Annotated in this window: 8 protein-coding genes and 2 tRNA genes; 6 read left to right on the forward strand and 4 right to left on the reverse strand. The window is 40.1% G+C overall.

The features are described 5' to 3' along the window. The first annotated feature begins 22 nt into the window (after positions 1-22). The 5 genes from B9N78_RS01485 (at position 23) to B9N78_RS01505 (ending at position 8,919) form a co-directional block, all read left to right on the forward strand. Complete coding sequence (locus tag B9N78_RS01485) at positions 23-3,202, forward strand: LamG-like jellyroll fold domain-containing protein (RefSeq protein WP_085097297.1); 3,180 nt, start codon at positions 23-25, stop codon at positions 3,200-3,202. Continuing rightward, entirely contained in the window at positions 3,202-3,426 is a 225-nt protein-coding gene (locus tag B9N78_RS01490; RefSeq protein WP_085097300.1) for a hypothetical protein, read from the forward strand. Before B9N78_RS01485 ends, B9N78_RS01490 begins: the two co-directional genes overlap by 1 nt. Positions 3,427-4,266: 840 nt before the next feature. After that, positions 4,267-5,826: a DUF4301 family protein gene (locus tag B9N78_RS01495; protein ID WP_085097302.1), complete on the forward strand. Its 1,560-nt coding sequence runs from the start codon at positions 4,267-4,269 to the stop codon at positions 5,824-5,826. Positions 5,827-6,107: 281 nt separating this feature from the next. Then, entirely contained in the window at positions 6,108-7,268 is a 1,161-nt protein-coding gene (ercA, locus tag B9N78_RS01500) for an alcohol dehydrogenase-like regulatory protein ErcA (protein WP_085097305.1), read from the forward strand. After that, positions 7,252-8,919, forward strand: coding sequence for a PAS domain-containing sensor histidine kinase (locus B9N78_RS01505; protein WP_085097308.1), 1,668 nt, complete (start codon positions 7,252-7,254; stop codon positions 8,917-8,919). The genes ercA and B9N78_RS01505 overlap by 17 nt, the downstream gene beginning before the upstream one ends. Positions 8,920-8,923: 4 nt before the next feature. Here B9N78_RS01505 and B9N78_RS01510 read toward each other — a convergent pair whose 3' ends face one another. After that, positions 8,924-10,066, reverse strand: a complete 1,143-nt coding sequence (locus B9N78_RS01510) for a hypothetical protein (protein ID WP_085097311.1) — start codon at positions 10,064-10,066, stop codon at positions 8,924-8,926. Positions 10,067-10,317: 251 nt separating this feature from the next. Then, positions 10,318-10,794 carry an OmpH/Skp family outer membrane protein gene (locus B9N78_RS01515; protein WP_085097314.1) on the reverse strand — a complete coding sequence of 159 codons (477 nt, stop codon included), beginning with the start codon at positions 10,792-10,794 and terminating at the stop codon, positions 10,318-10,320. Positions 10,795-11,050: 256 nt separating this feature from the next. On the opposite strand from B9N78_RS01515, the gene pyk reads away from it, so the two are divergent. After that, positions 11,051-12,472: a pyruvate kinase gene (gene pyk, locus B9N78_RS01520; RefSeq protein ID WP_085097317.1), complete on the forward strand. Its 1,422-nt coding sequence runs from the start codon at positions 11,051-11,053 to the stop codon at positions 12,470-12,472. A 151-nt stretch (positions 12,473-12,623) separates the two neighbouring features. On the opposite strand, the gene B9N78_RS01525 is transcribed toward pyk, so the two are convergent. Then, a tRNA-Asn gene (locus tag B9N78_RS01525) sits at positions 12,624-12,699 on the reverse strand. A gap of 217 nt (positions 12,700-12,916) precedes the next feature. Then, positions 12,917-12,992, reverse strand: a tRNA-Asn gene (locus B9N78_RS01530). Positions 12,993-13,125 lie beyond the last annotated feature (133 nt).

The raw sequence follows: 13,125 nt of genomic DNA on the forward strand, positions 1-13,125 counted from the left end.
CTAATTCACAGGATGTGAACTTATGGCTGAAAACGATTATACATATAGTGCACCTAATATTGATGCGTCACCGGGCGGTGATTCTGTAAAAAGCTCTATTCTTGAAAAGAATCAGGCGAGAGTTGAACAGATAATAACCCACTTGAATACTCACAAGAACAGGACGGCAACACATGGCGTTGTTTCTGCAATTGTAGGCACAGAAGACACGCAGATTTTGAGCAACAAGACTCTGGCTGACCCGATAGTATCATACGCAGGGGAACCCGCATTAAATGCGCCTGTCACAAGGGCATATGTGGAAGGGCAAAGTAATCTTGCTGTTACTCAGGCAGGTGTTGCAAGGGATGAGGCGGTGGTTGCGAGAAATGAAGCCGTTGCAGCACGAGACATTGCTGTTGATGCTGCTGCATTCTTGAAAATCTCTGACACTCCAATTCTTTCAGGCTTGGCAACTAAAAATGAAGGGGAAACACTAACTGTTGAGATTACAAACCATGAAGCAGTAAATAAATACTTGGTTTCTGTTTCAGGTGGAACGTTTACAATTGTTGGCGGTATTATTTCATGGATTTTGCCAAATGTTGATATTGATACCAGCTACAACATGACTGTTTTTGCTTCAAAGGATGGTTATCAGGAATCGAAAGCAGCTACTCATACAGTGTTGGTTAAATATGTTCCGATTCAGGAAGGACCGACAATGGCATTTGCCAACACTGTTGACGGTTGGCCCGGTGCTACAATTGACGGTGACGGCATCCAGCCTCCAGCTTATTCAGGTGGGCTTGTTAATGAAAATCAGATTGTAACCGCACAGATGGAAGTTGAGGTGACGAGCGGACAAAAAACGGTTTTAGACGGAACCACTGCAACTTTTCTTAAAGTTCTTGAAGAGCTTTATGCAGGTATGCTTTTAGTCACTGACAAGGGCAATGTGTTCGTTGAAAGTGTAGAGTCGTCAACAGTATCTTCAGCCGATATAGTAGATCTTCTTGATGATGGATCATGCGTTGCACTTTACAATTTTAACGGGTCATTAAATGGTTCAGGTGAGGCTGCAAGTTCTATAGTTCCAAAAAGTTCGGTTAGCTACATTACAGGAAAAGTTGGTCAAGCTGTGTCTATAAATAATGGAACAGCTCCATGTAATGTACCAGTTGATGATATCCAACACGCTGGCGTGTCTGTGTGGACTAACCCTTCTTTAAATAGTCATACGAGCGGAAGTTATCGAATCATGTGGTTGATGATGGGGGGAATTTGCGGTGTCGATTTTGGTCGTGGCTCTGTAACTATTTTTGGTCAAAATGTGGCTCTGGATACCTCCGCATGGAAAAATCTAAACAAGTTTATCAATATATGTATAACTTCAGACGGTAAAAATGGATATTTATATATTGATAAAACGCTCGTAAAGACAATCACTAATATAAGTCTTACCGGATCAGGAGCTTTAACTGATTTGGCACACGGAGCCAATGATGCTCAATCTATGGATCAACTGAGAGTATTTAACAGAACATTAACTCAAGATGATGTTGATAAGATTTATGAAGAAGGGCAAAAAGCTTATTCCTGCATAATTAATCTTCCTGCCGCTCCGGCAAAAGTATTTAAAAACCCATTACAGGGTGAGACTTTAGTTGTCAGCACACGTTCTACCGCAACGAGTCTTGAAACCAATCAGCTAGTTAAAGAAGGTGAAAGTCTTTTCTTAGACGGGGTTGAGGGTGTTGCAGGAGCTACCAGTGGCGAACTTGGGGAGTATCCTAATAAACCATATACGTCTGAGTTAGGGACTCCTATAGAGTCCGCAAATGTTACAGGCTGGATTTCAGCTAATGCCTTTGATGGGGATATTGCCAATCGTTGGGCAGGTTTAAGCACTGCCGCAGATCTTGCAATAAATGGTTCATGGATTGGGTGGAAGTTTAAGGAACCTATTTCTTTAGAAGAGTATAGCTTAACTCCATTAGCTGATCCTAGAAATTTAGGGGCTACTATTAATCTACGAGCTTCAAATGACGGAGTAACTTGGACAACAATACAAACAGACAATTCAGTTTATGCAGAACATAGCTACCCTGTAGCATCAACCGACAAATTCACTCATTGGGCTGTGTCTAACAATACGAAACTTGATTATTACATGAACGTACTTGAATTGGCTTTTAAGAAAAGAGGCAACTTTTCGGTAGATATAACTTCTTTCGGCTTGACCACGCCCCCCCAATATGCCTCACGAAAGATAGAAAATATTTTTGCAATTGGGGTGGGTAATGCCAACGAGTATATAGGCCCGGAAATTGTGGTGGAACAGGGTGAGGGGTCTACAGCATCTAAGCTCGTTTTAACTTCCGCCGGATCAATAGCCGCAAAAATATTTGTTGAAGGCGGACTGAATAATAATATTTTATGTGATGGACAGGATGTTGCGGTTGCAAGCGTTAGTGAAGAAATCGTGGATGGTATAAGCCCGGTTAAGCAGATAATACCAGACATGACGGGTGAAACCACAGACGGATGTACTATAACCGCAAGTAGATCTGATTACGGTCCAGCTTATGCCTGCTGGAAGGTTGGTAAAGCTAATCAACCTTCAAACTCAGATTATTGGCAGGCAAATGGATATCCAACTGATCTAGTTATTGCATTTGATTCACCTAAAACGATTAGTAAATATTCCTTAATATCAGCCTTTTCATATGTTCAAAACTCGCAAACTTGGGCTTTGTACAAAGGGGCTTCCTTAACAGGTCCGTGGACTTTGTTACATCAACAGGCGGCTGCTTTTACGTGGTCATCCACTGGAGGTGGGACACAGACACTAAACTTTGATCTAGGTGCGTCGCACACGGCTAACTACTTCAAACTTAACTGCGGTAATACTGCACAGCATGGATATTCAGGGCTTGGGCGAGTTCGTTTATTTGGTACTGAATCAAAAAAAATGACTAAAACAATCGTTAATCTGGAAACACCACTGGACAAGGTTCCAGCTAAAGTCGCAATTCCAGACTGTTATAGCTTAACACCTGCAGGCTATATCTCTGAACTCTCTGACGGTAAACTTAAGCTAACTGTGGATAAAATAGAGTTCCCAGATAATCCAGAATTAAAACAATTGGCTATGTCTGTACGGTCACCGGAAGATATGCGCTTTACTGACGGTAAAATTTATATTCAGGAGAAACCATAATGGGCGAGGTTAATCATAAAGTTAATCAGCAAAAAGCAGGGGCGGTACACAGCGAAGTTCCGGCAGTGCGTGACACTAGCGACTTTGATGTATCGCAGATGAGTGTTGAAAGTAGAGCAGCATGGAAAGCGGTATGTCTGACAGATAACCCAACAAAGGAAGACTTCCGGCATGTTTTTAATTCAATCATGCGAAGCAAAGTCGTTGATGCAATTCTAAAATAGATAACCTGATACAAAAAACGAGCGTGTTCTTTGTTGTTAATTATCCCCTATCTGAGCATAGTTTCAGGTGGGGGGTTTTTTGTTATTTTGTTCACCTTTGTTCACCTTTTTAATAAACATAAGCCTTGCTTATTCTTATTAATGCTAATCTTTTTAGCAGTTTAACTTTAGGCGCAAGAGACTCTTAATCCGTTGGTTGAAGGTTCAAGTCCTTCGTGGCCTACCAGCAAGTACAGAGGTTTAGACTAATAGTCTAGACCTCTTTTTTTTTGCTCTTCATTTTTGTTCTTTTTTGCACAAAATTTTTAGATAATTTTTTATGATTGTAGCGCATAGACTTCACCTCGTATAGATCATTTCATCCCTTCGTTGTCTGTTTTCAAAGAATCACTCTAAAAAATTTTCCCAATAAAACTCTTTCTGACTCCGTTAAATTTCATTTATTATATATTCATTCATATTTCATTTTTCCGCAGCTAAAATTTTAATAGTTGCAAATAATGTTTCAGCAAAGTTTAATCCTCAAGAACTGATTACTTCGGTTTGGCCTAAATTGAAAAAAAGAAATATCTGATTCTAGCGCATGTATCAAAACCTCCCACATATAAAATGATTATTAATAAAGCCTGAAATTTTAGTGTGTAAAGTTTTCTGATTCTCCCTCTATCCTCACCCGGTTATTATTTTTTGCATATTTATCATTTTTATCTAAACACAGACAAAAATGTGTGTTATGGGAAGATAAAGTCGTCTTCGTCGCAAGAGTTAAATTTTTGCGTGGCTGGTCAACCTGTGTAAGCACGGTGCCTTTCCTATTAAAAAAGTTAAGTGGAGCTGGATATGTCAACTGAAAAAGATTTCCGCGAAGTGGAGAACAAATTGCAGGATATTATTGGTGACAGCGTTTCGGCTAAGGTTCTGGCTGATCAGTTTATGCGCCTTAAGAAAGGGTTTACGCCAACAAAACTTGATCGTTCATGCACCGTAAAAGATGGTATTTCAATTATCCCCCAAGAAGATAAAATAGGCTTACTTAGTGTTTTTAATGCCGCTCTTGAGCTCGGGCGTATAACAAAGTTTGTGCCTGCTTCCGGCGCAGCTACCCGCATGTTTAAATTTTTGCTAGAATTCATGAAAACAGGTCATAAAAATTTTGATGCTGATTTAGAGAGTGAGGAATCGTCACTTGAAATGGCTCGTGTATTTATTGCGTCGCTCCCTAAGTTTGCTTTTTATGACGACCTTAAAACAGCAATGAAAATTGGCGGGGATGATTTAGATGAATGCCTTGCAGAAAATGATTGCCGCACAATTCTGGAATATTTGCTTACCCCGAAAGGGCTTAACTACTCGCAGTTTCCTAAAGGGTTGATCCCGTTTCATGTTCATGCAGATGGACCGCGGACACCGTTGGAAGAGCATGTTTTAGAAGCGATTGAATATGCAAAAGATGAGGAAGGTAAGGTTCGTCTGCATTTTACTGTCGCTCCGGCTCATAGAGACCAGACAAAAGCGTATCTTTCGGAAGTTATTAAGAAATTCCCTGAATATGATTTTGATATTTCTTATTCGGAACAGAGTCGCGCTACAGATACAATTGCGGTTGATTTAAAGAATGAAATTTTCAGGACGGATGACAATAAAGTTTTATTCAGGCCGGCTGGACATGGAGCGTTACTTGTTAATTTAAATGAATTAAACGGTGATATAGTTTTCCTTAAAAATATTGATAACGTAGTTCCAGACAGGCTTAAAGATGACACAATTGAATATAAAAAACTGCTTGGCGGGCTTTTAATTCTGCTTCAGAGTCAGGTGTTTGATTGTATTAAAATGCTTAAGAAGCCCTCGCTCACAGAATTTGAATTAGCCGTAACTTCTCTTTTTGTTGTGACTCGTTTGCATCTGACTTTGCCGAAAACTTTTTTTATAATGGATCTGGCTGCAAAGGCGGATATCTTAATAACTAAGCTTAACAAACCGATTCGTGTTTGCGGTATGGTGAAAAATCAGGGCGACCCGGGGGGAGGTCCATTTTGGGTTGTAGGTTCAGACGGGACAATCTCACCGCAGATTGTTGAAAAAAATCAGGTTGATATGAATAACCCTAAACAGGCTGAGATTCTTAAATCTTCTACCCATTTTAATCCTGTTGATATCGTTTGCGGGCTGCGCGATTACCGCGGCAAACAGTTTAATCTGATGAATTATACTGACCCCGAAACTGGGTTTATTTCTCATAAATCCGAACAGGGGCGTGCGCTTAAGGCTCTTGAATTACCTGGTCTTTGGAATGGATCAATGGCGGATTGGTTGACGATTTTTGTTGAAGTCCCGCTCAGCACTTTTTCACCTGTAAAAGCTGTTAACGATCTTTTAAAGGACGAGCATCAAGCTTAGTTGATAATTTGTGCCCGGATGGTCAATGTACAAATGCTTATGGCTATGATCGTACTTGCGACTGACAATATCTGTTTCGTAGATATTTTAGTCAAGAAAGCATTTGTACTATCTATAATAGAAAAGCCTGTCAGGTTCCTGATGGGCTTTTCGTTTTAATAAATGAATATAATTGTTTTCAGGGTTGCAAAATATGGATAATGTTGAGGTATCTTTTTAATTACCGGGGTTATCTTAGATATTATTATGTGATTTATGTTTAACCCTATGTGGAGTCCACAATGAAAGAAGTTATGGAAATGCGGAAATTTGTAGCTCCTGAACTGGTTTTTGGTGCTGGATCTTCATTACTTGTCGGACAGTATGCTGAAAATTTTGGAGCTAGAAGAGTTTTGATCGTTAGCGATCCAGGGGTCTTGGAGTGTAGCTGGACTACTGCAGTTAAAGAGAGTCTGATCAAAGCTAATATTGAAACTTTTGTTTTCAGTGATGTTTCAGAAAATCCACAAGATGTTGAAGTCATGAAAGGGGCTGAATTCTACAAGAAAAACAATTGCGATTGCATTGTTGCTGTTGGAGGGGGAAGCTCAATGGATTGTGCCAAAGGTATCGGTATCGTTACAACAAATAATGCTCATATCCTTTCATTTGAGGGAGTGGACATGGTTCATGCTCCAGGTCCGCCATTGATATGTATTCCTACAACTGCCGGTAGTTCTGCGGATGTTTCCCAGTTTGCAATAATAACTGACACGGTGCGTCACGTTAAAATCAGTATTGTCAGCAAGGCAATGGTTCCGGATGCAGCTCTTGTTGACCCGACGCTTACAACTACAATGGATTCTCAATTAACCGCTGCTACCGGTTTGGATGCTTTAACTCATGGCATCGAGGCTTATGTATCAAACGCAAATTCCGCATTAACGGATCTGCTTGCTCTTGATTCCATAAAATTAGTCAGTGAAAATATCGTCGGAGTCATTAAAGATCCTCAAAATGTAAAATTGCGAGGTTTTGTAATGCTTGGGAGTATGGAAGCCGGGCTTGCCTTTTCAAATGCCATACTAGGAGCTGTGCATGCTATGGCTCACAGCCTTGGCGGTCATTTAAACCTTCCCCACGGCGAATGTAATGCAATACTCCTGCCTTATGTTATCAAGATTAATTTCCCTTTCGCTGTAGAACGATATATTGACATAGCAAAAGCTATGTCCGTTGATGTGGATGGCAAAACTGATGATCAGATATGTGAAGCTCTTGTGGAAACCGTCATCAAACTTAGAAAGGATGCCGGTATGGTGAAGAGCCTTAAAGATTTTGACCTGAAAAAAGAAGATATACCAAAGCTGGCCAGTTTGGCTTTGAAAGATGCATGTATGATCACTAATCCTGTAGCCTTAACACAAAAAGACCTCGAGAATATTTATGAAGCGGCGTTCTAATCCAGAGGGGGCTGAAATAGTTCGCAACAAGCTTATCGGGCTTGGTGAGAATTCAATGCGTAAAAGTTATTATCCGGAACTGCGGGACCGGATTTATGAACTTGAACGATTCAGAGCTTTGGTTGAGCATGCTAACGATGCTTTTTTTGTTTTGGATGTTTCGTCATGGTGTTTTGCCGACGTGAATGCAACAGCTTTGAAAAAGACTAATTTTTCCCGTGAAGAAATGTTAACAAGATCGCCTGACTCTATATTCCCAAAAGAAACATGTGAACTTATGCGAGCTGTCAGTTCTGACAGTGAATCATCTGCATTTCATCGAAATGAAGATATTTCTCTGACGGAACTTTTGGGTAAAAACGGTATCCGTGTCCCTGTTGAGATAACTGTGCGGGTTCATCTGGTAGGCGGTATTCCTTATCTTGTAATGGTTGCCCGTGATGTAACGCGTAAACTTGCGGATCAACGGGAGTTGCAGAATACTCGTAATTACCTTGGAAATGTAATTGATTCTATGCAGTCGATTCTTGTTGGAATAAATGAAGAATTAAAGGTTGTTCTCTGGAATGCTTCAGCGGTGGAAGAGACAGGAGTTGCAAAGAAAGATGCTTTAGGAAGTTATATTTTTAATCTGATGCCTGAGCTGAGAAAATTTGAACAGCTTATTTCTCGGACAATTCAAAATGAGAAAACTGGAGAAACAGAAATTTTTACAGTTGAACATATTGGCGGGACGGTCATTTTTGAGATAGTAGTTTTTCCTTTTAAAGGCGAAGGGGAGGCTGGAGCTGTTATCCGTATTGATAACATTACAGATAGAACCAGAATGGAAGAAGTTATGGTTCAAACTGAGAAAATGATGACCGTTGGCGGGTTGGCTGCCGGTATGGCTCATGAAATAAACAATCCTTTGGGAGGAATTCTTCAGGCAAGTCAGAATGTATTACGCCGACTTTCTTCAGATCTGGAAATAAATCAGCAGGTTGCTCTTGAATGCGGTACAACTTTTGATGCTATTTATGCATATTGTAATAAGCGTGGAATTATCTCTAAAATTGAATCTATTCAGCAGTTAGGCGAGCGTTCAGCCAAGATAGTTGCTAATATGCTTCAGTTCAGCAGGCAGACCGGTGGCAAGCAGGACTGCACAAGTCTTACAGATATTGTTAATACAGCAATTGAACTTTCTTCCAGCGGTTACGAGTTATACCAAACAAAAGGGCACAAGGGAGTGCAGATAATTCGTGAATTTGATGAATCTGTTCCTGATATCTACTGTGCTCCGTCTGAGATTGAGCAAGTTCTAATCAATCTGGTTAAAAATTCAGCACAGGCAATAACTTCCGCAGTAAAAGAAAGCGAAAGTAAAATAGGCAAAATTTATGTAAGAATTAAAAGAGAAGGGAGTCATGTAAGGCTTGAGATTGAGGATAACGGCCCCGGTATGGATGCAGATACCAAAAAGAAAGCCTTGGAACCTTTTTTTACAACAAAAGGAATCGGAGAAGGAACTGGTCTCGGTTTATTTGTTTCGTACTTTATTATTACCCAAAAACATAAAGGCAGCTTTGTTATTGAAACCAGCCCGATGTTGGGAACAAAAATTATAATTAAATTTCCTGTTGCCAATCAGTGTCTCGGGCTGGGTTAGTTTCTTACATGTTGTTTTTGATTGCTTCAGCCCTGGCTTCCATTTGATTTGCAAGTTTAGATAACAGCTTGCTTCCTGATAAAATTGATTCAATCCTATTTTGATTCGCTTTTACCCTTCTGAAAACCCACTTGGCAATATAGAAAGAATCCTCAGGAGTGTCACATGGACCTTTGCAGAAACTCTTTATTTTGCTAGAAATACCATTTTTAATTTTTTCTCTGACAGTAATAGCGTCCTTTAAAATTTCACCTGCGTGGGAAGCTTTATTCTTTGCTACAACCGTTTGCGAATTATTTGATTTTGCCAATTCACCCTGAAATATAGCATTAGCACTTTCGACTCTTTTTTCTGCTTTAATGTATCCGTCCATAGCCTGAATAATATCAGGGTTTTCGGCGATTGAAGTGAGAACTGCTGCTGCGTGACGCAAAGGAGCCGCGCTGACACTGAACATCTCAGCCCGTTCTTTAGCTGTGAGTGAGCGGATTTCAGACCCTCCTCCTTCTAAAGCGAATTTTTTTTCAGCAGTAATTCCTTTTTCTTCAATCAAATCCAGAAAAGATTCTTGGTAGTTCTCATATGCCTTTAAAAGCATTCCTTGAGAAAGGATATTTTCCCATATGGATTTTCTTGCAGAAATAATATTATCGGCTTCAGGCATGAGGCCCATTAAATTCAAGCCGAAATAGGTGTTGATTCCTTTGAAAGATGCGGAACTATATCCCTGTGCAGGAGTATAAGGGAGGGAGTTAGCAGGCTGGTAGTTGTCAGCTACATATCCGGCAAGATTTTCAAGAAAAACATTTGTGATTATGCTGTCTTTAATTTGGGTTGCCTTTTCAGCTAGGTCAGATGTCGCAGATTTTGTAGCGTTTTGTGATCCGGTAATGGAATTCTTTTCGGCAATAGACGCTGAACCGGTATTGTTTGCAGTTGCATTCAGTTCCGCCGAGACAGGCGGGGTTACAACTTTTGCAGTAATGGGCAATCTGCCGCTTGATCCGTTTTCATGGATCCATGAGGGGGCATCAACCTTGTCTGTTATATTTTTCCCCGAGTCCCGGTTTATAAAAAAAATTAATGCTGCGGTGGAAATGACAAACACAATTGCGAAGATGATAATAGGAAGTTTGAAATTTTTCATTAGTATTTCTCCGGTCTTTTACCTGTGAAGCTGAATATCTTTTTTTACTCTTTGCAAGAGAGGTTGATAGGGCTGCGGCTGTATAAGATTGATTTTAAGTAATTATATTCTGAAAGATAATTGTCCGAGACAGTTTAAAAAGCAAGTGGTAGACCTGAAAAGTAACAGAATAGTTCAAAAAAAAGAATCCTCTTTGCCCAAAAAAGCGAAGAGGATTCTTTTTGATCAAATAAAGGAGGCAGTCAATTAAACTACTCAGCTTTGATTTTAATGTCCATTTTGTTCATTGAGTCAATAATTGCAGAGCTGATTTCAGATTTCTCATCAAAGCTTACTGCTGATTCAACGGAGAATACTGCGTCAAGGCCATTTTCTTTGCGATATTCGTCAACGGCTTTAGTAAATGCGCCGTTAAGTGCGCCTACTATGCGGTTCTGTTCAGCACCCATTTTGGTCTGATATTCGCTGAGAGCTGCCTGGAATTTTGCAGAATTAGCTTCAGTCTGGTTCCCTGCAAGTTCTTTCTGCATATCTTTGAAAGTGGACTGGAAGTCTTCGCTTTCTTTTTTGAGGTAAGCCATTCCTTCAACGCCGGCTTTGCATTCTTTGAATACTTTTCCAGTATCTACGAAGCCTACTTTAGCTCCTTTTGAGTCCTGCTGTTGACAGCCGACAAGAAAAGCTGAGATAACAATAAGTGCGACAAATGTTAGTGTTTTCTTAAACATCAAATTCTCCACTGTTAGATTTTAATTTTTATGCTCTGCATGAACAGGCAAGAGCTCCTTTAAACTAAAGAAAGTGTCCTTGGCAAGAAATCGAAGCAATAAATTAACATAGTAGACATTTTTTTATTATGGTTTAAGATACTAAGTATTAGTGTTGACTAAATCAATGTCTTATTGTCTGTTTTGGAAAAATAAAATATATCTGTCTACAAGCAGGCTTTCTTTTGAAATATATAAACCAGTGAGGAGTAGGAATATGAGAACAAAAGTTATCGCTACATTAGGCCCGGCTTCTGGGAGCGTTGAGGTTATACGTAAAATGGTTCTTAACGGAGTAAGAATTTTGCGTTTAAATTTTTCTCATTCTGACTCTGAAAGTTTCCGGCCTGTTGTTAAAATGATCCGGGAAGTGGAATCAGAGCTTGGAATACCTCTTACCATTATGGGCGATTTATGCGGACCTAAAATCAGAGTCGGTGTAATTGCAGGGGCGCCTCTTGAAATCGGACAGGATGCAAGTGTCTATCTTGGACTGCCCGAGGAAAGTGAAAAATATACTGACTGTCCGTTCATCCCCCTTGATCAACCTGTTTTACTTCACGGCCTTGAAGATGGGATGCTTGTTTCGTTAAGTGATGGAGTTTTACAGTTTATCGTTACCGAAACAATTATTAAAGATAAACTTTATAAACTTCAGGCTCAGAATGCAGGTATTTTATCCTCTCGCAAGGGAATCGCATTTCCCGGTAAAAATCTGGCATTAGCTGCCTTTACGGAAAAAGACAAAGTCGATCTTATCGGTGCAATTGAGATAGGTCTTGATGCAATCGCGATGTCATTTGTTCAGACTCCTAAAGATGTTGAAGATGTTAAAGCGGAAATGCAGAAGCATGGAGCATGGCTCCCTGTTGTTGCTAAAATTGAACGTCAGAACGCTGTCGATAACATTGAAGAAATTTTAAAAGTTGCTGACGTTATCATGGTTGCACGCGGAGACTTAGGTCTTGAATGTAAGTTGTCGTCTGTACCTGTTATTCAGAAAAAGCTTATCAGGGCATGCCGCCATGCTCAGAAACCCGTTATTGTTGCAACTCAGATGCTTCTCTCGATGGTTAAGAATCCGATTCCTACCCGCGCAGAAGCTAATGATGTGGCAAACGCTATTATGGACGGAGCTGACTGCTGCATGCTTTCCGAAGAAACCGCTGTAGGTGATTATCCTGCTGAGGCTGTAGGTTTTATCCGTGAGATTGCAGAGGCAACCGAGCCGTATTATCTTGAAAGAGCAGCTGGTCCTTATCTACCGGCAAAAGAGACTAATCCAATTAAATACTTAAGTTACTCTGCCTGTTTACTTGCAGATAATATTAATAGTCCTGCAATCCTTTGCCACTCAACCAGTGGAGCGTCTGCCAAAGTGCTTTGCAGCCGTCGTCCCGGACAGCCTATTCACTGTCTGACTCCAGATAAAAGTGTTCCCGCATATTTGAATTTTTTCTGGGGCACAATTCCCGTCTTAACCGATGCAAAAATTCCAGAGCATAGAGCCCGCCTCGAAAAATATCTTGAAGAAAATAAAGATTTTCCAAGAGGAGAAGGGTATATTCTTGTTTCAGGTCAGCCGACACCTGGACAGACTGAGTCAAAAACAAATGAAATTAAATTGTATTACAAATAGATTTTATCAAAATCAGTAATTACAAATTGAAATCAAAGCCGCTCCGAGCATATTTTGTTCGGGGCGGCTTTTTTTATGTAATTTTAGCTTGTAAGTATGGAATAAAAAACAGAAAAGGCTGTTTTCTTTCGAAAACAGCCTTGTAATAATCTGGCTCCCCGGGAGGGACTTGAACCCCCAACCTAGTGATTAACAGTCACCCGCTCTGCCGATTGAGCCACCGAGGAATATTCACTGCGACCGTTTCCCGTCGCGACGAAAAGATATCTACGGACTTGGGCCGAAGATGTCAAACATTATCTGTAGTTAATTTAAAAAAAGTTAAATTTATTTTAGCACATCTATATATAATGATAGTAATTAAAAAATAGAAAGAATAAAAAAAATGAATGTAAGCACAAACAGAAAAGGCTGTTTTCTTTCGAAAACAGCCTTGTAATAATCTGGCTCCCCGGGAGGGACTTGAACCCCCAACCTAGTGATTAACAGTCACCCGCTCTGCCGATTGAGCCACCGAGGAATATAAGTGCTGTGCAGTTCACTGCAGCAACGAGAATGGGTTCTACGCATTCGGTTTAAACTTGTCAAACTTTTTTTAAAAAAAAGTTTGTGAGGGGTAGGTCTGTATAAAACATGTACTTTCTTGACGACAA

The sequence above is a fragment of the Desulfovibrio gilichinskyi genome, assembly GCF_900177375.1.
In the GTDB taxonomy this organism is placed as follows: Bacteria; Desulfobacterota; Desulfovibrionia; order Desulfovibrionales; family Desulfovibrionaceae; genus Maridesulfovibrio; species Maridesulfovibrio gilichinskyi.